Here is a 19840-nt window from a genome sequence, read left to right as displayed (position 1 = left end):
CGTCGTTGAAATTCATCATTTTTCTTCCTTGCGAGGGTTTTCAGCGCCAGCCGGCAACGGTTGGCGTTTTTTTGCCTTGTGGAATCTCTTCGCCATAGGAATTGATTTGGCGCAAGATGATGCCGCCGGGGACTTTTATGCTGTCAGTTCGACTATCGAACCCGGCGGGGACAACATGCGCGATGTACGGCACGTCGATGCACAATTATTTCAGCCCGACATACCCGGACGGCTCGACATGCGCACGGCGGCGCTGGTCGAGCATGCGCTGGCCCTGCAGGAAATGGCCGGCACGGGCGCCGCCGCCCTGTTCCTGCATTGCCATGACGTGCCCCTGTCCACCGCCCTGCGCGTGCTGACGACGGGGCCGCGCCGGCGTCCGGCCGGGCCGCACCTGTTCGCCCGCCTGCGCCCCCGCACGGGTGCCCGGGCGCAGGGCTTGCCGCTACCGGCGCGCTGACGAATCCTGTACCATCGGCGCACCCTATTGACTTGAGGCACGGCGATGCAGGCAGCGACACCCCACGACCCCTATGCGGCACTGATGGCCCTGATCAAGGCGCGCTTTGCGGAACTGAGTCCGCAATTCCAGGCGGGCGCGCGCTACCTGGCCGACCACCCCGACGAGGTGGCCGTGTCGTCGATGCGCAGCATCGCCACGCGCGCCCAGGTGCAGTCTGCCGCCCTGGTGCGCCTGGCGCAGCAGCTGGGCTTTGCCGGCTGGCCAGAACTGAAAGCCATCTTTGTCGAGCGCCTGCGCGCCGGCACCGGCGGATATGCGGAAAAGGCAAACGCGCTGGCCGGCAAGGAAGGCGACCTGGTCACCGAGGTATTTGCCGCGCAGCAGCGCAACCTGGCCGCCACGGAAAGCGCCAACCATGCCGCCCTGGATGCGGCCGCCGGCCTGCTGCAGGCGGCGTCGCGCGTGCACGTGGCCGGCTTCCGCGCCGCCCATCCCATCGCCTATACCCTGCATTACCTGTACCGTTTGCTGCGCCCCAGCGTGCAGTTGCTGAGCGGCCAGGGCGGCACGCTGGAAATGGACCTGCGCGCCCTGCAGGCCGGCGAAGCGGTGGTCGTCGTCAGCTTCGCGCCGTATTCGAGCGAAGCGCTGCTGGTGGCGCAGGCGGCGCGCCAGGCCGGCTGCACGGTGGTCGCCATCAGCGACAGCGCCATGTCGCCGCTGGCCATGCGGGCCGACACCAGCATCGTCATCGCCGTCGACAGCCCCTCGTTCTTCCCCTCCATCGTGGCCGGCATCGCCGCCGTGGAAAGCCTGGCCGAGCTGCTGGTGGCGCGCGCGGGTCACGACGCCGTGCACGCCATCGGCGCCGCCGAGGCCCAGCTGCGGGCGCTGGGCGCGTATGCGCAAGCGCGCAAAACACCAGATGATGTAAATTAAAAACAAAAACATCAAACGTTGCAATGCGGCGTGGCACATCCTATAATCGCCCTCTCCCCCTTTCCGATAAGAAAGCGATGCCATGAGCCATGTCTTCCACCGCAGCCTGAATGCCAGCTATCCCCTCGCCGTGGGCGGCGACGGCCCCTACCTGATCGACGCCGGCGGCAAGCGCTATCTCGACGCCTGCGGCGGCGCGGCCGTCTCCTGCCTCGGCCATTCGGATGCGGCCGTGATCGCCGCCGTGCAACACCAGGTTGCAACCATGGCGTATGCGCACAGCGCGTTTTTCACCACCGAGCCGATGGAACAGCTGGCCGATTTCCTCGTCGCCAGGGCGCCGGCCGGCATCGACAGCGTCTACTTTGTCTCGGGCGGCTCGGAAGCGGTGGAAAGCGCGCTCAAAATGGCGCGCCAGTATTTCGTCGAACAGGGGCAGCCGCAACGGCGCCACATCATCGCGCGCCGCCAGAGCTATCACGGCAACACGCTGGGCGCGCTGGCCACGGGCGGCAACGCCTGGCGCCGCCAGCAATTCGAACCGTTGCTGATCGGCGTCACCCACGTCTCGCCGTGCTATGCGTACCGCGACCAGCAAGCGCAGGAGACCGATGGCGACTACGTGGCGCGCCTGGGCCGGGAGCTGGAAGACAATATCGCCGCGCTGGGCGCGGAGAACGTCATGGCCTTCATCGCCGAACCCGTCGTCGGCGCCACGGCCGGCGCCCTGCCCGCAGTACGCGGCTACTTCCAGCGCATGCGCGACATTTGCCAGCGCCACGGCATCCTCCTGATCCTCGATGAAGTCATGTGCGGCATGGGCCGCACGGGCAGCCTGTTCGCCTGCGAGCAGGAAGGCGTGACGGCCGACCTGATCTGCATCGCCAAGGGCCTGGGCGCCGGCTACCAGCCCATCGGCGCCGTGCTGGTGTCGCACGCCATCCGCGACACCCTGCGCGCCGGCACGGGTTTCTTCCAGCACGGCCACACCTACATCGGCCACGCCACCGCCTGCGCCGCCGCGCTGGCCGTGCAGCAACAGATCGAGGACCGCGATTTACTGGACAATGTGCGCGCCATGGGCCAGCTGCTGCAAGAACGCCTGCGCCAGCGCTTCGGCGAGCACCCGCACGTGGGCGACATCCGCGGCCGCGGCCTGTTCCTGGGCCTGGAACTGGTGCAGGAACGGACCGGCAAGCGGCCGTTCGAGCCGGCCCGGCGCCTGCATGCGCGCATCAAGACGCAAGCCATGCAGGCGGGACTGATGTGCTACCCGATGGGCGGCACCATCGACGGCCTGCACGGCGACCACATCCTGCTGGCGCCGCCCTACATCATCGACGCCCGCCATGTCGATGAAATCGTCGACAGGCTGGGCCTGGCCATCGATGCCTGCCTGGCGCCATAGCGGCGGCAAGGCATTTCCAGAAAGGGGCGCAAGACGCCGCAGGCAGTGCCGTCAAGGCAGCGCCTGCGGCGTCTTTTGTTCATTCCTTGTCAATATGAATTGACTTATCCGAAACAATCGTTTTAAATCAGGAAGTTACTCAAAATCAATCTAGTTGCGCATTCACCCCCAGCGATGCTGAATGCCGCGACGCCGCATTCTCACGCCAAGGTATATGGAACTGCTCGACTCCCTGCGTCAGCCCCTGCTGCAAGACGACAATATCAGCGAGCACTACGAAGTGCGCCGCTTGCTGGGCGAAGGTGGTTTTGGCCATGTATTCGAAGCCTGGGATAGCAAGCTGTGCCGCAGCGTGGCCCTGAAGCGCCTGAAGCCGCAAGCCGATGTGCTGCATCCGCAAAAACTGATCAATGAAGCGCGCCTGGCCGCCTCGCTCAAGCATGCCGCCTTCGTGCGCATCTTCGCCATCGAGGGCCAAGGCACGGGCCAGTCCATCGTCATGGAGCTGGTCGAAGGCCAGACCCTGGGCCAGTTCATGCATGGCGGCACAGCCAGCCTGGCAGCGGCGCTCGACATCGCCTACCAGATCGCCGACGCGATGGACGAGGCGCATGCCATGGATCTCGTGCATGGCGACCTGAAACCGTCGAACCTGATGCTCGAGGCCGATGGCAAGGTGCGCATCCTCGACTTTGGCCTGGCGCGCCACATCGATCCGCAAGCCACGCAAACGACCACCCTGTGCGACTTGCAGGGCACCATCGCCTACATGGCACCCGAGCGCCTGATGGGCCGCCTGCCCGACACGCGCGGCGACGTGTATGCGCTGGGCGCCATGCTGTACGAAATGCTGGCGGGCCAGCGCCACTTTGCGCACCTGAACGGCCTGGCACTGGCCGCCGCCCACATGCAGGCGACGGCGCCGTGGCCCGCGCTGCCGGATACGGTGCCGCCCGCCATCGACGCCCTCGTGCGCGCGATGACGGCGCACGACCCTTCCGAACGCCCACGCACCATGCGCGACGTGCGCGAGGCCATCGGCGCGCAGCGCGGCGAACTGGCTGCGCCTTCCGCGCCCGCGTCCATGCCTGAGTCCGAGTCCGCACCGGCACAGGACGATGCGCCGTCCACCATCGCCATCCACCTGCCCGTGCCGCGCAAGCGCACCGTGCAGTGGGGCGCCGGCGTGGCGCTGCTGGCTGTGCTGGCGGGGTGGCAGCTGCCCAAGGCAATTCCCGCCATCAAGTCGTTCATCACGGGAGAGAAAGCGCCCGCGCCGTATTCGGAAATGGCCAGCATGGCGGCCGGGATGGAGGCCATGCGCGCCTTTGACCAGGAAAGTGCGCAGAAGCAGGCGATCGAGCACTTCAGCACCATCCTCAAGCACAATCCGGAGCATGCCGCTGCGAATGCCGGCCTGTCGCTGGCCTACACCTTGCGCTATATCGGTAGCGGCCGCGATGAAACCTGGCTGCAACGCGCGGATATCGCCGCGAAGCAGGCGCTGGCGGCTGACGATCAACTGGCGCTGGCCCATGTGGCGCAAGCCTGGGTCCTCGAACACCAGGGCAAGCAGCCGCAAGCCTTGCAGGAAATCACGGCGGCATTGAACCTGGAACCGAACAATCGGCTGGGCATGTACGGCAAGGCTCGCCTGCTCGCCCATGCACAACAGTTCGACCTGGCGCGCGAATTGCTGGACAGGGCCATCGCGCGCTATCCGCACGACCGTCCTTTCATTTCGATGCTGGGCAGGATTAATTACAACAAGGGCAACTACGCGGAAGCTGAAAGACTGTTTCGGCAAGCCATACAGCTCGACACGCACGTGGCCAATGCGTACGCACAGCTGAGCGCCACCCTGGAGCGCCTGAACCGCAGTGAGGAAGCCCTGCAAGTGCTGCAGCAAGGATTGCAGGTGCATCCCGACTGGGAACTGTATACCAACCTGGGCAATGCCTTGTTTAACCGGGGCGACTATCTGGGAGCCATGCAGGCATTTAAAAATGCCGTCTCGGAAAACAAAGGCAATCCGGGCAATTACCTGCTCTGGGCCAACCTGGGCGACTCTCAGCGCTGGGTTCCCGGCCAGGTCGAACTATCGCGCGACTCCTACCGTCGTGCAATCGCCCTGATCAAAGTCATTCTGCAGCGCTCTCCGGACGATCCGAAAATCAATTCGCGGCTGGCGCTCTACTCGGCCTATGCGGGCTCGCAAGACGATGCGCTCAAGCACGTGGCGCAAGCCGTCCTGCTGGCGCACACCCTGCCAGACATCCATTTCAGGGCAGCGCTGACCTATGAGCTGATAGGCAGGCGCAACGAAGCGCTGGCAGCCTTGAGCCAGGCGATAGAGCGCGGCTACCCCCTCAACCTGATCGAATCCGCACCCGATCTGTTGACATTACGGCGAGATGCTCGCTACCAAAAGCTCCTTATTGACATGGAAAGAAATCAGAAAACATGACGTATGAAAAACCCTGGATGAAGTTATCTGTCCACTTCGATGCAGACCAAATCACCAACCAGCTCGACTATGCGTTTACTTCCTGCGACGGCAGCGCCGACCCGCGCCACGGCCCGTACATGGGCGGCGTGCACTTCCAGCAAGGCCAGCACGTCTACCTGGAAGTCAATTGCTGCGGTACCAAGGCGAGTGGCTTTACCAGCTTCCAGATCGTCGATTGCTGCCTCATCAGCGTGCCCCAGCTGACCCAGATCGGCCCCGATGTCCCCACCCGCTACTCGCTGCCGTCGCCCTTCCTGCAGGCGGTCGGCGCCACCTATCAGGTGCCACTGGATTTCGAATCCCACTTGCTGCCGCCAGACCCTGCCCTGCCCGACCTGCGCCGCATCCGCCAGGAATGGAAACACAACCTGGACGTCGGTCAGAGCAAGGGCCGCTGGGAACTCTCGTTCGTACTGACCGTGCGCATCATTCGTGGCGAACAGGACTTGCCGGAATTGCGCGTCTTCAGTTTTGACCCGGAAGCATCGGTGGGCGGCTCCGTCGAGATGTAATCGCTGCGCTCGCCGGCGGGCAGCTTGCCCCGGCCGGATCAACTGCAGTTTCCAGGCCGCACCGACCTCTGTCGGCGCGGCTTTTTCACATCCGCACGCAATACGTCGCCCCGGCGGCCGAAAGCGGTAAAATGACGGCCTTGGACTCAAGCCTCGCCCACGGGCCCGGACTTGAGCGCGCACAGCACCACCCACAGCCCGGCAGGCATGCGTTTCCCTGCCGCCGGACCAACGACAAAGAACACATGACCACCGTCCCAAAAGAAATCAACGCCGCCGCGGCAAAGAAAAATACGGCTGAAAAGCTCACGCCCATGATGCAACAATATTTGGGCATCAAGGAAAACCACCCGACGATGCTGGTTTTCTACCGCATGGGGGATTTCTACGAGTTGTTTTTCGAGGATGCGGAAAAAGCCTCGCGCCTGCTGGGCATTACCCTGACGGCGCGCGGCGTCGCCAGCGGCAATCCCATCAAGATGTGCGGCGTGCCGTTTCACTCGCTCGACGGCTACCTGGCCAAGCTGGTCAAGCTGGGCGAGTCGGTGGCCATTTGCGAACAGATCGGCGACCCGGCCACCAGCAAGGGTCCCGTCGAGCGCAAGGTCATGCGCGTGGTCACGCCCGGTACCCTGACGGATGCGGACTTGCTGCCGGAAAAGGCCGAGCGCCCGCTGCTGGCCATGTGCAGCATCACGCAGCGCAAGACGGTGACGACGGGCCTGGCCTGGCTGTCGCTGGCCAGCGGCGCCCTGAAACTGATGGAGTTTTCCGGCGACAGCGCCACCGTGGCCGTGCGATTGCAGCAGGAGCTCGAGCGCATCGTGCCGGCGGAAATCCTGAGCGGCGACAATGGCAACCTGTTCGATGACTACGCGGGCACGCATATCAACCGCGTGCCGGACTGGCATTTCGACGTGGTGGGCGGCCACAAGGCCCTGCTCGACCAGCTGGGCGTGGCGACACTCACGGGTTTTGGCGCCGACGGCCTCGGCGCCGCGTTTGGCGCGGCCGGCGCCCTGCTGCGCTATGCGCAATCGACGCAGGGACGCGGCTTGCAGCACGTGCGCTCCTTGACGACGGAAACGGAAAGCGAATTCATCGGCCTGGACGCGGCCACGCGACGCAACCTGGAATTGACGGAAACCATCCGCGGCCAGGAATCGCCCACCTTGTTTTCCCTGCTCGACCATTGCCGCACGGCCATGGGTTCGCGCATGCTGCGCCACTGGCTGCACCATGCGCGGCGCGACCAGAACGTGGCGCGCGCGCGCCATGAAGCGATCGCCGCGCTGGCGCAAAGCGAAGCGGCCGGACCATTGGCCGCCACCCTGGCGCAAGTGCCCGATATCGAACGCATCACCACGCGCATCGCGCTGCTGTCGGCGCGTCCGCGCGACCTGGCTGCCCTGCGCGACGGCTTGCTGCAACTGCCGGCCCTGCGCGGCGACGTGGTCCGTTGCTATGGTCACGGCCAGGGCGGCGAAACCGGCTTGCTGGCCGCCATCCACGCGGCGCTGGCGACGCCTGCCGCCTGCCTGGACTTGCTGGTGCGCGCCGTGGCGCAGGAACCGGCGGCCATGGTGCGCGACGGCGGCGTCTTCGCCACCGGTTTCGATGCCGAGCTCGACGAACTGCGCGCGCTGTCGGAAAACGCGGGCCAGTTCCTGCTCGACCTGGAAACGCGCGAACGCGCGCGCACGGGCATCGCCAACCTGCGCGTCGAATACAACAAGGTGCACGGCTTCTACATCGAAGTCACGCACGGCCAGACGGACAAGGTGCCGGACGACTACCGCCGCCGCCAGACCCTGAAGAACGCCGAGCGCTACATCACGCCCGAACTGAAAGTGTTCGAAGACAAGGCCCTGTCGGCGCAGGACAAGGCCCTGGTGCGCGAAAAGCTGCTGTACGACCTGCTGCTGGCCGAGCTGGCGCCGCACATCGGGACTTTGCAGACGATTGCACAGGGCCTGGCCCAGCTCGACACCCTGAATGCGCTGACGGAGCACGCGCAGCAGCACAACTGGGCCGCGCCGCAACTGGTCGACGAGCCGTGCATCAATATCGTCGAAGGCCGCCACCCGGTGGTGGAAAAGCAGATCGAACGCTTCATCGCCAACGATTGCCGCTTCGTCAACGAGCGCCGCTTGCTGCTGATTACCGGTCCGAACATGGGCGGTAAATCGACCTTCATGCGACAGGTGGCCCTGATCACGCTGCTGGCCTACGTGGGCAGCTATGTGCCGGCCGCTTCCGCCACCATCGGCCCCATCGACCGCATCTTCACGCGTATCGGCGCCACCGACGACCTGGCGGGCGGACGTTCGACCTTCATGGTGGAAATGACGGAATCGGCCGCCATCCTGAACGGCGCCACCGAACACTCGCTGGTGCTGATGGATGAAGTGGGCCGCGGCACCTCGACCTTCGACGGCCTGGCCCTGGCGTGGGCCATCGCGCGCCATTTGATCGACACCAGCCGCAGTTTCACCCTGTTTGCCACGCATTACTTTGAGCTGACGCAACTGCCGGACAGTCATCCGAGCGCCGCCAACGTGCATCTGTCCGCCGTCGAGCACAAGGACAGCATCGTCTTCCTGCACGCCGTGCAGGCGGGACCGGCTTCGCAAAGCTACGGCTTGCAGGTGGCGCAGCTGGCCGGCGTGCCGCAACCCGTGATCAAGGCCGCGCGCAAGCACCTGGCGCGCCTGGAAGCGCAGGCGCTCGACGCCACGCCGCAGCGCGACCTGTTCGCCCTGCCGTCAGCCGATCCGTATGCGCAGGAAGAGGAAGAAGAGGCGGCGCCGCTGGCGGCGCTGAACGCGGCGCAGCAAGCCTTGCTCGACGCCATCGCCGACCTCGATCCGGATGCGCTCACGCCGCGCGATGCGCTGGAGCAGCTGTATCAGTTGAAACGGCTGGCTGCCGCATGACCATCCTGCGGCGCCGCATCGCTCGCCTGCCCCTGTTGGCGGCCGGCCTGCTGGCCGCCTGCCTGCAGGGGCAGACGGCGCTTGCCGCCCCGGGCGACCAGGCCGGCTTCGAATTTGCCGTGCTCGGTCATTCCTTCAAGGCGGGGCCGGACGATGGCCCCCTGAAAAAAGCCATCGCCGACACGAGCGCCTTCAATGCCTCCTTCGTCGTGGCGACGGGCATCAAGGCGGCCAGCGAATCGTGCAGCGACAAGCTGTATGGCCAGCGCAAGGACTTGCTCGACGCCAGCGGACCGCCGCTGATCGTCTCGCTGTCGGCCAGCGACTGGGCCAACTGCCGCAATTCGCGCGGCCGCATCAACGCCATCGAGCGCCTGAACCGCTTGCGCGACGTGTATTTTGCCGACGACCAGAGCCTGGGCCAGCGCAAGCTGACCCTGTCGCGGCTGTCATCGACGGCGAAGTTCCGCAGCTATGCGGAAAATGCCCACTGGGAATACGGCGGCGTGCTGTTTGCCACCGTGAACCTGCCGGCGAATAACAACCATTTCTTGCCGGAAGCGGGCCGCAACAGCGAGTTCGAGGACCGCCTGGTGGCCAACCGCTCGTGGCTGCAACGGCTGTTCGCCATGGCGCAGCGCAAGCAACTGGACGGCATCGTCCTGTTCTCGGACGGCGACGTGGGCGTGCTCGATGAAGACGACAATTCGCTGCTGCCCAGCTTTAGTTCGAAGCAGGATGGCTTTGCCAGCCCGCGCAAGCAGATCCGCACCCTGGCCAAAAAATTCAGCGGCAAGGTCTTGCTGGTCGATACACGGACGGAAGGCGAAGCGGACAACAAGGAAGGCAAGGCCAGGAAGGCCGCCGCCAGGGCCGGCGGGCCGAAAATCAGCTGGAAAGGCAACCTCGGCCACGTCAGCATCGACAACGACTGGGCCGCCATCGCCGTACGGCCCGGCAAGACACCCTTCTTTGAAGTGCGTCAACGTGCCGTCAGGCCATCGGCCCAGGCACGCGCCAAGGCATCGACGCTGCGCCGATAAGATAAAGGCCGGCACGCAGCCAGCCTTCATCTATCCAACAACAGGCGTCACGCCCAACAAACGTCACGACGCCTGACAAAACCGTCGCGAGCAGCTGCGCGGCGTGGCCGCAAAGCGCGCCGCGCAGCAGGTCTGGTCAGGTGTTAGTGGATTGGGTGAGTGCGGAAGTGATCGCCGTCTTCGCCTTCATCATCTTCGTCGCCATGATCATGGCCGTGTGCGCCATGCACGTGGCCATGGGCGATTTCTTCGTCGGTGGCTTCGCGTACGTCAGCGACGGTCAGCGAGAAGCGCAGCGCGATGCCGGCCAGTGGATGGTTACCATCGAGCACGACTTTGTCGTCGGCGATATCGGTGACCGTGAAGATCATCGCTTCTTCGTCCGGCGAATCGCTTTCCGGCATGCCTTCGAACTGCATGCCCACTTCCAGCGGCTCAGGCAGGCGATTGCGCGGCTCTACCTTGACCAGGGCTGGATCGTATTCACCGAAAGCATCATCCGGTTCGATCTGGATCGTGTTGGAATAGCCGACTTCCTTGCCGTCGAGCTCTTCTTCGATCTTCGGCAGGGTGTTTTCATAATCACCATGCAGGTAGACCATAGGCTGGCGGCCGTCTTCGATCAGATTGTCTTGCGCGTCTGACAGTTTGTAGTTGACAGTCACGACCGTATTCTTGGCAATCTTCATTATGCTTCCTTTCATTGTATAAGCTGGCAAATTATACCTTTACGCCGCCAACGGCAGGCGCATTCCTGCATTTCCGGTTGTTATAATGGGCGCATGAAAAAATTAACTCTCCTCGGCGATATCACGCCAGCGCAATTCCTGCGCGACTACTGGCATAAAAAACCCCTGCTGATCCGTCAGGCCGTGCCTGGCTTCAAGGCCCTGTTCGATTTCAAGGCCCTGGCCGAGCTGGCCACCCTGGACCACGTCGAATCGCGCCTCGTCAGCCATGCCGACGGCCACTGGAACATGCAGCAAGGTCCGTTGACCAGCCTGCCCTCGCTGAAACAGAAGGAATGGACCCTGCTGGTGCAGGGCGCCAACCTGCACAGCGCCAAGGCCGACGCCCTGCTGCGCCAGTTCCGTTTCCTGCCGGACGCGCGCCTGGACGACCTGATGGTCAGCTTCGCCACCGACGGCGGCGGCGTGGGCCCGCACTTCGATTCCTACGACGTGTTCCTGCTGCAAGGCCAGGGCAAGCGCCACTGGCGCATCGGCGCCCAGAAGGACCTGAGCCTGATCGACGGCTTGCCGCTGAAGATTCTCAGCAATTTCACGCCCGACGAGGAATTCACGCTGGAACCGGGCGACATGCTGTATCTGCCGCCCCACTACGCGCACGACGGCGTCGCCATCGGCGACTGCCAGACCTACTCGATCGGCTTCCGTTCGCCATCGTTCCAGGAACTGGGCGAAGCCTTCCTGCAATTCATGGCCGATTCCATCGACTTGCCGGGCATCTATAGCGACCCGGAACTGAAAGCCTCGGCCAAGCCGGCCGAGATTCCACGCGAAATGCTCGCCACCATCACGGAAGAGATGAACAAGGTGCGCTTCACGGAAGAAGACGTCACCATCTTCCTAGGCGAACACCTGTCCGAACCGAAGCACAATGTGTTTTTCACGCCACTGTCGAAGCCCCTGACGGTGGGCCGCTTCGCGGACGCCGCACAGAAGAAGGGTGTCGTGTTGTCGCGCAAGACGCTAATGCTGTATCGTGGCAAGAATGTCTTCATCAATGGCGAGTCGTTTGCCATTGGCAAGGCCGACAAAGCGACACTGGAAACCCTGGCCAACGACCGCGCCCTCGACGGCGCCGCCGTGGCCCAGGCTTCCGACGATGTGATGGATGCCTTATATACCTGGTATCAGGATGGCTGGATCGAACTGGCCTGAATGCGTGCAGCATAGGAAAAGTGGTATTACCGCAGCAGGGATAACGGCTTCTGCGCTAGCGCAATAAAACATATTATTTTTATATCGTTTTGTCGCGCTTTCGCAAAACACTTACACTTGCTTGCAATTTGCCGTGGCAATTATTGCGATATCACAAAATAGTTGCGAATTTGCCTCTTGCTCCTATTGCGACGCACCAAAAATCGCTATAATATTCGGTTAGGAAGTTTCCGTTGTCTGGCAGGCACCACCTGGTACGAAAAGCCTTCGAAGACGACCTAACGAGCGATAATTACCGGTAATTATTCATCGCAACAATGTTGATTTATTTTTTGAAATAATTAAGGAAAACAAATGAAAAAATCCCTGCTGATCGCCTCCCTGATGGTTGTTGCTCTGGCTGCTTGCAGCAAAAAAGAAGAAGCTCCTGCACCAGCACCAGTAGTTGAAACCCCAGCACCAGCACCAGCAGTTGAAGCTGCTCCAGCTGCTGCTGCTGACGCTGCTGCTTCGGCCGCTACCGACGCTGCTGCTGCTGCTTCGGCTGCCGCTTCGGCCGCTACCGACGCTGCTTCGGCTGCTTCGGCTGCTGCATCGGCTGCTAAGTAATTTAGCACCCTGCACTAGAGAAAGCCGGCCTTCGGGCCGGCTTTTTTACGTCCGCGATTTTATCCGCAGGATAAAACCACGGACGAAGCCGCATATTAAAAAAGGCCGGCCCGGTTCCCCGGATCGGCCTTTTTTAATATGCGGCAGGTTTTACGCCCTGCCGCCAAGGGACGGCTTATTTCAACTGATCGTTCAGCAAGCCCAGGATCTTCTCGGCTACTGGCAATGTAGCCGGCTGGCCTTCGTTGCTGAGGATGCTGACCAGGCTGGTCGAACCATTGCCGGCCTTGACCAGGACGCGGTAGCGCTGCGCTTCCTTGTCCTTGTCGGACGACGAGCCCCAGCTGAACAGTTTCGAGAAGAAACCATCTTTCTTGACCGCATCCGGATCGACGTAACGCACGAAATACGTGCCTTGCGTGCGGTCGCGGTCTTCCACGGTGAAGCCGACGCGGTCCAGCGCCAGGCCGACACGGCGCCAGGCGCGGTCGAACCCTTCATCGACTTCGATGGCGCGCGTTGGCGTGGCGGCGTCGCCGACCAGCTTGGCGTGCTGCGGCTGCACGATGGCGGCGTCGACAGCCGTCTTCGCCTGCGCGTCGTCGCTGGCCGCGCCCAGGCGCGTCATCAGCTTGGCGAGGAATTGCGCTTCCAGGCCCGGATCGTTGGGACGCGCGGTCCAGGTGGTGGTTTCCTTGTCGCGGCCCGTGACGACCTCTTCCACGCCACGGTGGCTGATGTAGATCTCGGTCGAGCCATCGGCCAGGCGTTCCACGCGGGTGCGGAACTTGTCTTTTTCACCGGTCGAGTACAGCGAATCGAAAGCCTTGCCGATGGTGCTGCGGATAAAGTCTTGCGGCACCTTGGCGCGGTTCTCGTTCCACTCGGTTTCCATGATGCCAGCCGTCGGCTGGTCGATGGCGACCGTGAAGCCGGAATCTTCCCAGAACTGCTTCAGCTGCGGCCACAGCACTTCAGGCGACTGCTTGACCACCAGCCAGCGCTGGTTGCCCGCGCGCTCGACCTTGACGCCGCCCGCCGTCACCGGCACGACGCCCACCACGCCATCGGCGCCCACGACGACAGGCGTGCCTGCCGCTGCGCTGCGCTGCGCGTTGTAGCCGGACGCCGTGGCAACGCCGTTTTTCGAATCCGGCAAGGAATAGCGGTTGTCCTGCTGCAATTGCGTCAGGTCAGGCGGCACGTCCAGGGTGCCGGCCTTCTTGACCGACTTGTAGTCGACTTTGTCGCCGCCGACCACCGAACTGATCATGCCGCAGCCCGCGAGGCTGGCTGCGACGGCGCCGATGACGATGCCGCGGACGGCGAAGGTGGCAGGCGCCGATTGGGTTTTCTTGCAATTAGTCATGTCGTTACTGGATAAGAAGCTAAGTAGCAGCTGAATCAGGGAAGGTCCGGACTATACGAGTCCGGGCTTGAAGTCCGGGCTTAAGACAGGACGCCAGCGTCACGCAAGGCATCGCGCACGGTGGCATGACAATTATCAGCCAGCGGCACCAGCGGCAAACGTATGCCGGCCGGCATCATGCCCATTTCGGCCAGCGCCCATTTGACGGGCACCGGGTTGGGCTCGACAAACAATTTCTGGTGCAGGGGGAAAACTTTGTTATTGATGGCAATGGCCGTGGCACGCTCGCCCGCCATGGCGGCAACGCACAGCTCGTGCATGGCGCGCGGCGCGACGTTGGCCGTGACGGAGATATTGCCGTGGCCGCCGCAGAACATCAGCGCCATGGCCGTCGGATCATCGCCCGAATACACGGCGAAGTCGGCCGGCACCAAACGCAGCAGGTCGATGCCACGGCCGATATTGCCGGTCGCATCTTTCACGCCGACGATATTCGGGATGGCGGACAGGCGCACGATGGTCTCGTTGCTCATGTCGGCAACGGTGCGGCCCGGCACGTTGTACAGGATGACGGGAATGTCGACGGCTTCGGCGATGGCCTTGAAGTGCTGGTACATGCCTTCCTGGGTAGGACGGTTGTAGTACGGCACTACTTGCAGAACAGCATCTGCGCCCGCTTCTTTCGCATAGCGCGTCAGCTTGATGGCCTCGGCCGTGGAATTGCCACCGGCGCCGGCGATGATAGGAATGCGTCCCTTGGCGTGCTCGACGGTCAACTGGATCAGTTCGCAGTGCTCTTCCACGCTCACTGTTGCCGATTCGCCCGTGGTGCCAACGATGACGATGCCGTCCGTACCCTCGGCGATATGCCAGTCGATCAGCTTGCGCAGACCTGGAAAGTCCAGACTGCCGTCCGCGTGCATCGGGGTGACGATTGCTACAATGCTGCCCTTGATCATAGTAAGTTTATAGCGCCGATAAATAAAACAACGATTGTAGCGGATAGCCCGCGCCTGTGGTGCATTCTGACTTAGAAACGCCGCTCAAAACGTCGGCAGCAGGGCTGCCAACCGTGGAAAATCTGGCCGAACGGCACAAATTCGTTGCACCAGAGCAGCTTTTGGCTGTTCCACGCGCCCATCTTCATAGGCGACCACGCGCAGGCCGTGCTCGAGCGCCCAGGCCAGCATCTCGCCTTCCTTCAGCAGGAATTTCGGATTCGACGGCTTGCCGAACTGCTCATTGCCTTCGGCGAACGTTTCGTACACCAGCACGCCATCGGGCGCCAGGCTGGCGATCATCGCGTCGAGCAAGGGCCGGTGCAAATAATTGGTGACGACGATGCCGGCAAAGCGGTGCGCCGCGAACGGCCACGCGGCGCCGGGCGCCTCCAGGTCCACCAGCGAGGTGGTGATGCCCGTGCCGGCTGCCTTTTCCAGCATTTCCGGATCGTGGTCGAGCGCGATCACCGGGTGGCCCAGGCTGACCAGGTGGCGCGCATGGCGGCCGCTGCCGCAAGCCAGGTCCAGCACTTCGCCACCGGGAATCAGAGGGGCCCAACGGCGCACCCAGCCGGAAATCGCTTCCATATCAACTACTTGTTCAGTTACTTGCATCGGTACTTCCATCAGATTTTGTTACGTTGTGCCCGTGTGGCCTGCCGCTGCAGCGGCGCATCAGCCCAAGAGTGCGGTAAGCGGGGTCACCAGCATGAGGAAAATGCCGATGACAAACTCGATCGCCGCCAGCAGGGCGCGGTTCAGGATGCCCGTGTACATCAGCAATACCAGCGCGCCGAACACATACAGGCCATAGCGCTCGATGCTGGCGTAAGGACGCGCCAGCTGCATCGGCAGCAAGCCGGTGACGATGCGCCCGCCGTCGAGCGGAGGCACGGGAATCAGGTTAAAGACAAACATGGCCGCATTGACGCTGACGCCGGCGCCAGCCATCTTGCGGAAAAACATGCCCAGTTCCGTCGGCGGCAAGACGCTGAGCACGACGAAGGCGATCATCCAGGCAAGGCCCATGACGAAGTTCGCACCGGGACCGGCAAACGCCACCCAGGCCATCTGCTTCTTCGGATTGCGCAGGCGGCTGAAATCGACGGGCACCGGCTTGGCATAGCCGAACGGCACCTGGATCGTGAAATACAGTATCAGCGGCAGCAAGATCGTGCCGAAAGGATCGATATGCCGGATCGGATTCAGGCTCAGCCGGCCCTCGTTCGATGCCGTGGGATCGCCGAAATAACGGGCGGCATAGCCGTGCGCGGCCTCATGCAGGGAAATGGCAAACAGCACCGGCACCAGGTACACCGCAACGGTCTGGACTATCGTATTGAAATCGCTCATGACCGCGATTCTACCAGAGGCGTCCCAGCCCCTTTCTTATGTTGTCATTAAGAACATCTGTCAAAAGCTGCTGCGCGACGCGATTTGCGGCCCGCGATGCCCCCTGTTCGAAGGCACGGCGACGCTTCCTGGCCACCACACGCTGCCGCTCGCGGCGCTTTGGCCAGGCGTTGTAAAGACAGGTAAAGACAGCGCCCGCTGCAGCCGCCTACAAACCCAGCACGGCCGGGTCGCCACGGCCCACGCGCACCACCTCCGGCTCGGGGCCCGTCAAGTCGATCACCGTGCTGGGACCATGCGCGCAGACGCCGCCATCGATGATCAGGTCGACCAGCTTTTCCAGGCGCTCGCGGATGGTGTCGGCATCCGTCAGGCTTTCCTCGTCGCCGGGCAGGGTCAACGTGGCGCCCAGCAGGGGCTGGCCCAGCTCTTCCAGCAGGCATTGCACGATGCGGTGCTGCGGCACGCGCAGGCCGATGGTCTTGCGCGACGGATGGCTGAGGCGGCGCGGCACTTCCTTGGTCGCCTCGAGGATAAACGTGTAGGCGCCCGGCGTGGCCGCCTTGAGCAGGCGGAACTGGCGGTTGTCGACCCTGGCGTACACACCCAGCTCGCTCAAGTCGCGGCACAGCAAGGTCAGGTGATGCTTTTCATCCACGCCACGGATGCGGCGCAGGCGCTCGACGGCGCCCTTGTCGTCGAGCTGGCACACCAGCGCGTAGCAGGAATCGGTAGGCAAGGCCACCACGCCGCCCGACTGGATAATCTGCGCCGCCTGCTTGATCAGGCGCAATTGCGGATTGTCAGGGTGAATCTGAAAAAATTGACTCATGGTTTAAGCGTTCTTCATTATTGGCATAAGTTATCATTATTGCACGCCGCGCAGGGCGGCGATGCGTTGCTCGATCGGCGGATGGGTGGCGAACAGCGCGCCCCAGCCGCCATTGCCGCCGCTGATGCCCAGCGCCTGCATCGATTGCGGCAGCTCGCCCGGCGGCACGCCGCCGAGGCGGGCCAGCGCATGCATCATCGGCGTCGGGCTGCCCAGCAATTTGGCCGAGCCGGCGTCGGCGCGGAATTCGCGCTGGCGCGAGAACCAGGCCACGATGATGGAAGCGAGCAAGCCGAAGATCACTTCGCACACCATGACGGTGACGAAATAGCCGATGCCGCGCCCGCCGCCTTCGCGGTTGTTATTTTTCAGCAAGACGTTATCGACAAAGAAGCCCACCACGCGCGCCATGAAGACGACAAAGGTGTTCACCACGCCCTGGATCAGGGTCAGGGTCACCATGTCGCCATTGGCCACGTGGGCGATTTCATGGCCCAGTACGGCTTCGACTTCATCGCGGTTCATGCTTTGCAGCAAACCGGTCGAGACGGCCACCAGCGCCGAATTCTTGAACGCGCCCGTGGCGAACGCATTCGCGTCGCCCTCGTAGACGGCCACTTCCGGCATGCCGATGCCGGCCCGCTCGGACAGGGCGCGCACGGTATTGACCAGCCACAACTCGGTCGACGAAGTGGGGTTGTCGATGACGCGCGCACCCGTGCTCCACTTGGCCATCGGTTTGCTGATCAGCAAGGAAAAGATCGACCCCGTGAACCCGACCACCAGCGAAAACACGAGCAGGCTGCCCAGGTTCAGGGTACTGCCGCGCGCCGGATTGCCCACGCCCAACAAGCTGAGGACGAGCGACAGCACCAGCATCACGGCCAGGTTGGTAGCAATAAAAAGGACGATACGTTTCATGGGCGATGGCTCCAGGTGACTATATATAACAAGAATAACAAAAAGATATGTACGCCAGCGCAGATTTCAAGCAGCTCTGGCCGCACGCCGGCGCATCGGCAGCCGGGAACATCTCGCGAGCGGCAGTGCTTTGTGGCCGAGCAGCGCAGCTGTGCTACAGCACAGTGAGCATCGCCGGCCGCAAAGCGCGCCGCGCAGCAGATTTGCCTGGCTGCAAACTAAAACCAGTCGTGCCAGATGGGTGTGACATTGGCAGGCAACGGCGGCAGCATGGCAAAGTCCACGCGCGACTCGCCCGGCGCATGGAAGTCCGTGCCGCGCGAGGCGAGGAAGCCGTAATCGTTGGCCAGGCGCGCGTATTCCGGATACTGGTCCGGACTGTGGCTGCCCGTGACGACTTCGATGGCCACGCCGCCCAGTTGCTTGAATTCATCGAACAGCACGCCTTGCGCCATGTAGCTGAAACGGTAGCGGCCCGGATGGGCGATGACGGCCACGCCGCCCGCGCCGCGTATCCAGCCCACCGCTTCGGCCAGGGTGGCCCAGCGGTGCTCGACATAACCGGGCTTGCCTTCCGACAGGTATTTCTTGAACACGTCGGGGATATTCGCGCATTTCCCCGTTTCCACGATGTAGCGGGCAAAGTGCGTGCGCGACATCAGGTCCGGGTTGCCGACGAATTTCAGCGCGCCCTCGTAGGCGTCGGGAATGCCGGCCAGGTCCAGCTGGCGGGCGATCTCGCGGCCGCGCGCATCGCGCCCCGAGCGCGTCTGGTGCAAGCCCTGCACGAGGGCCCGATTGTTTTCATCGACCTGCAAGCCGACGATATGCACGGTTTCGCCGGCCCAGGTGATGGAAATTTCCACGCCGGCCACGAAGCGCATGCCCAGGTCCAGCGCGGCCGTGCGCGCGGCGGCGATGCCGGACACTTCATCGTGGTCGGTCAGCGCCCACACATCGACGCCGGCCTTGCGTGCGTGCGCGGCCACGGCGGCGGGCGCCAGCACGCCGTCGGAGATATTCGAATGACAATGCAGGTCGACTTTAAGCATACGAAAACAATACCCTGCACGGGCTCAACATGAAAGAAGTTTTCATTGTACGCTGCTTGTCAAAAGCAGAAGCAGCGTTCCCGCCACATCAGGCCAGGAACGCCTCCACCAGGCGCGCCAGGGCGGCCGGCTGGTCATGATGCAGCATGTGGCCCGCATCGTTGAGCATTTCACAGCGCACATCCTTGATACAGGCCAAACGACGGTCGATTTCGATGCGCGCCTCCTCCTTGGGGCCCATCCATTGCCACATATTGGTGTCGTCGGCCTCCACCCACAGCACGGGCGCCGTGATGCGGCGCCAGCACGCCATCACCTCTTCCACCTGGTACAGGATGGGATTGACGCGCTTGTGCAGCGGGTCGCCGAGGATGTCCCACTCGCCCGCCTCGTTGCGCGCCGACCAGTGCTCGGCGAGAAAAGCCGCGCGCGCATCCGGCAGGCGCGGATTGGTCTTTTGCAGGCGCTCGGCCACGGCCTTCTGCGTCGGATAGCTGCGCATCACGGGCGGCTCGCGCAATTCGTCGAGCCACTTGGCGTAGCGTCCCGGCGCCTGCTCCGGCTTCGTCGCCATCATGCCGAAGCCTTCCAGGTTGATGAAACGGCTGATGCGCTCGGGCCGCACGCCCGCGTACAGGCCGGCCACATTGGCGCCCATGCTGTGGCCCAGCAGCTTGACGGGCGCGTCCGGCGAATAATGGAGCAGCATGGCGTCCAGGTCGGCCAGGTAATCGGGGAACCAGTAGGTATCGGACTGCGTGTAGTCGCTGAGGCCGAAGCCGCGCCAGTCGGGCGCGATCACGTGCCAGTCGCCCGCCAGCTCGTCGACGACGAACTGGAATGAGGCGGCCACGTCCATCCAGCCATGCACCATGAAGAGAATGGGCGCGCCTTCGCGGCCCCAGTGGCGCACATGCGTGCGCGCGCCGCGGATGTTGATGAATTCGGAACGGGAAAGTTTCATGGGTTTCATCGGATGCCTGCCTTGA

Annotated in this window: 18 protein-coding genes; 9 read left to right on the top strand and 9 right to left on the bottom strand. The window is 63.3% G+C overall.

Going from position 1 to position 19840, the window contains the following annotated elements:
• The first annotated feature begins 175 nt into the window (after positions 1 to 175).
• From YQ44_RS05345 to YQ44_RS05315, 7 genes are all read left to right on the top strand, one after another.
• Positions 176 to 460, top strand: coding sequence for a hypothetical protein (locus tag YQ44_RS05345; protein ID WP_156894697.1), 285 nt, complete (start codon positions 176 to 178; stop codon positions 458 to 460).
• Between the two features lie 45 nt (positions 461 to 505).
• Positions 506 to 1402 carry a MurR/RpiR family transcriptional regulator gene (locus tag YQ44_RS05340; protein ID WP_071322496.1) on the top strand — a complete coding sequence of 299 codons (897 nt, stop codon included), beginning with the start codon at positions 506 to 508 and terminating at the stop codon, positions 1400 to 1402.
• Positions 1403 to 1484: 82 nt separating this feature from the next.
• Positions 1485 to 2810, top strand: a complete 1326-nt coding sequence (locus YQ44_RS05335; RefSeq protein WP_071322495.1) for an aspartate aminotransferase family protein — start codon at positions 1485 to 1487, stop codon at positions 2808 to 2810.
• Positions 2811 to 3024: 214 nt separating this feature from the next.
• On the top strand, positions 3025 to 5277 hold the full coding sequence (locus YQ44_RS05330; RefSeq protein WP_071322494.1) for a serine/threonine-protein kinase: 2253 nt from the start codon (positions 3025 to 3027) through the stop codon (positions 5275 to 5277).
• Between the two features lie 17 nt (positions 5278 to 5294).
• On the top strand, positions 5295 to 5831 hold the full coding sequence (locus YQ44_RS05325) for a hypothetical protein (RefSeq protein WP_156894696.1): 537 nt from the start codon (positions 5295 to 5297) through the stop codon (positions 5829 to 5831).
• A 245-nt stretch (positions 5832 to 6076) separates the two neighbouring features.
• Complete coding sequence (mutS, locus tag YQ44_RS05320) at positions 6077 to 8767, top strand: DNA mismatch repair protein MutS (RefSeq protein ID WP_071322492.1); 2691 nt, start codon at positions 6077 to 6079, stop codon at positions 8765 to 8767.
• Complete coding sequence (locus YQ44_RS05315; RefSeq protein ID WP_071322491.1) at positions 8764 to 9810, top strand: hypothetical protein; 1047 nt, start codon at positions 8764 to 8766, stop codon at positions 9808 to 9810. The genes mutS and YQ44_RS05315 overlap by 4 nt, the downstream gene beginning before the upstream one ends.
• 143 nt (positions 9811 to 9953) lie before the next feature.
• On the opposite strand, the gene YQ44_RS05310 is transcribed toward YQ44_RS05315, so the two are convergent.
• Positions 9954 to 10499: an FKBP-type peptidyl-prolyl cis-trans isomerase gene (locus tag YQ44_RS05310; protein WP_071322490.1), complete on the bottom strand. Its 546-nt coding sequence runs from the start codon at positions 10497 to 10499 to the stop codon at positions 9954 to 9956.
• Between the two features lie 93 nt (positions 10500 to 10592).
• Between YQ44_RS05310 and YQ44_RS05305 the strand changes: the two genes are divergently transcribed.
• On the top strand, positions 10593 to 11714 hold the full coding sequence (locus tag YQ44_RS05305; RefSeq protein ID WP_071322489.1) for a cupin domain-containing protein: 1122 nt from the start codon (positions 10593 to 10595) through the stop codon (positions 11712 to 11714).
• Positions 11715 to 12068: 354 nt separating this feature from the next.
• Positions 12069 to 12323: a hypothetical protein gene (locus tag YQ44_RS28035; protein ID WP_034783358.1), complete on the top strand. Its 255-nt coding sequence runs from the start codon at positions 12069 to 12071 to the stop codon at positions 12321 to 12323.
• A gap of 175 nt (positions 12324 to 12498) precedes the next feature.
• On the opposite strand, the gene bamC is transcribed toward YQ44_RS28035, so the two are convergent.
• The 8 genes from bamC to YQ44_RS05265 form a co-directional block, all read right to left on the bottom strand.
• Complete coding sequence (bamC, locus tag YQ44_RS05300) at positions 12499 to 13692, bottom strand: outer membrane protein assembly factor BamC (RefSeq protein WP_071322488.1); 1194 nt, start codon at positions 13690 to 13692, stop codon at positions 12499 to 12501.
• A gap of 80 nt (positions 13693 to 13772) precedes the next feature.
• Complete coding sequence (gene dapA / locus YQ44_RS05295) at positions 13773 to 14651, bottom strand: 4-hydroxy-tetrahydrodipicolinate synthase (protein ID WP_071322487.1); 879 nt, start codon at positions 14649 to 14651, stop codon at positions 13773 to 13775.
• A gap of 84 nt (positions 14652 to 14735) precedes the next feature.
• Positions 14736 to 15281 carry a class I SAM-dependent methyltransferase gene (locus tag YQ44_RS05290; protein ID WP_232251056.1) on the bottom strand — a complete coding sequence of 182 codons (546 nt, stop codon included), beginning with the start codon at positions 15279 to 15281 and terminating at the stop codon, positions 14736 to 14738.
• An 87-nt stretch (positions 15282 to 15368) separates the two neighbouring features.
• Positions 15369 to 16046: a site-2 protease family protein gene (locus YQ44_RS05285; protein ID WP_071322485.1), complete on the bottom strand. Its 678-nt coding sequence runs from the start codon at positions 16044 to 16046 to the stop codon at positions 15369 to 15371.
• A 208-nt stretch (positions 16047 to 16254) separates the two neighbouring features.
• A complete protein-coding gene (locus YQ44_RS05280) occupies positions 16255 to 16878 on the bottom strand; it encodes an L-threonylcarbamoyladenylate synthase (RefSeq protein ID WP_046685844.1) in 624 nt (207 codons plus the stop codon).
• Positions 16879 to 16914: 36 nt separating this feature from the next.
• Positions 16915 to 17799: a protease HtpX gene (gene htpX / locus YQ44_RS05275; RefSeq protein WP_070303511.1), complete on the bottom strand. Its 885-nt coding sequence runs from the start codon at positions 17797 to 17799 to the stop codon at positions 16915 to 16917.
• Positions 17800 to 18017: 218 nt separating this feature from the next.
• The gene (locus YQ44_RS05270) at positions 18018 to 18851 is read right to left on the bottom strand and encodes a 3',5'-nucleoside bisphosphate phosphatase (protein WP_071322484.1); all 834 of its coding nucleotides are present in this window, start codon (positions 18849 to 18851) and stop codon (positions 18018 to 18020) included.
• An 88-nt stretch (positions 18852 to 18939) separates the two neighbouring features.
• A complete protein-coding gene (locus tag YQ44_RS05265; RefSeq protein WP_071322483.1) occupies positions 18940 to 19815 on the bottom strand; it encodes an alpha/beta fold hydrolase in 876 nt (291 codons plus the stop codon).
• Positions 19816 to 19840: the final 25 nt, after the last annotated feature.

The sequence above is a fragment of the Janthinobacterium sp. 1_2014MBL_MicDiv genome (assembly GCF_001865675.1).
Taxonomy (GTDB): domain Bacteria; phylum Pseudomonadota; class Gammaproteobacteria; order Burkholderiales; family Burkholderiaceae_D; genus Janthinobacterium.
This window is presented reverse-complemented; position numbering and strand designations above follow the sequence as displayed.

Coding starts and splice junctions, on each gene's coding strand:
- YQ44_RS28035 (WP_034783358.1), top strand. CDS start 12,069: ATGAAAAAATCCCTGCTGATCGCCTCCCTGATGGTTGTTGCTCTGGCT.
- htpX (WP_070303511.1), bottom strand. CDS start 17,799: ATGAAACGTATCGTCCTTTTTATTGCTACCAACCTGGCCGTGATGCTG.
- YQ44_RS05290 (WP_232251056.1), bottom strand. CDS start 15,281: ATGGAAGCGATTTCCGGCTGGGTGCGCCGTTGGGCCCCTCTGATTCCC.
- dapA (WP_071322487.1), bottom strand. CDS start 14,651: ATGATCAAGGGCAGCATTGTAGCAATCGTCACCCCGATGCACGCGGAC.
- YQ44_RS05340 (WP_071322496.1), top strand. CDS start 506: ATGCAGGCAGCGACACCCCACGACCCCTATGCGGCACTGATGGCCCTG.
- YQ44_RS05310 (WP_071322490.1), bottom strand. CDS start 10,499: ATGAAGATTGCCAAGAATACGGTCGTGACTGTCAACTACAAACTGTCA.
- YQ44_RS05265 (WP_071322483.1), bottom strand. CDS start 19,815: ATGAAACTTTCCCGTTCCGAATTCATCAACATCCGCGGCGCGCGCACG.
- mutS (WP_071322492.1), top strand. CDS start 6,077: ATGACCACCGTCCCAAAAGAAATCAACGCCGCCGCGGCAAAGAAAAAT.
- YQ44_RS05315 (WP_071322491.1), top strand. CDS start 8,764: ATGACCATCCTGCGGCGCCGCATCGCTCGCCTGCCCCTGTTGGCGGCC.
- YQ44_RS05270 (WP_071322484.1), bottom strand. CDS start 18,851: ATGCTTAAAGTCGACCTGCATTGTCATTCGAATATCTCCGACGGCGTG.
- YQ44_RS05345 (WP_156894697.1), top strand. CDS start 176: ATGCGCGATGTACGGCACGTCGATGCACAATTATTTCAGCCCGACATA.
- bamC (WP_071322488.1), bottom strand. CDS start 13,692: ATGACTAATTGCAAGAAAACCCAATCGGCGCCTGCCACCTTCGCCGTC.
- YQ44_RS05280 (WP_046685844.1), bottom strand. CDS start 16,878: ATGAGTCAATTTTTTCAGATTCACCCTGACAATCCGCAATTGCGCCTG.
- YQ44_RS05325 (WP_156894696.1), top strand. CDS start 5,295: ATGAAGTTATCTGTCCACTTCGATGCAGACCAAATCACCAACCAGCTC.
- YQ44_RS05305 (WP_071322489.1), top strand. CDS start 10,593: ATGAAAAAATTAACTCTCCTCGGCGATATCACGCCAGCGCAATTCCTG.
- YQ44_RS05285 (WP_071322485.1), bottom strand. CDS start 16,046: ATGAGCGATTTCAATACGATAGTCCAGACCGTTGCGGTGTACCTGGTG.
- YQ44_RS05330 (WP_071322494.1), top strand. CDS start 3,025: ATGGAACTGCTCGACTCCCTGCGTCAGCCCCTGCTGCAAGACGACAAT.
- YQ44_RS05335 (WP_071322495.1), top strand. CDS start 1,485: ATGAGCCATGTCTTCCACCGCAGCCTGAATGCCAGCTATCCCCTCGCC.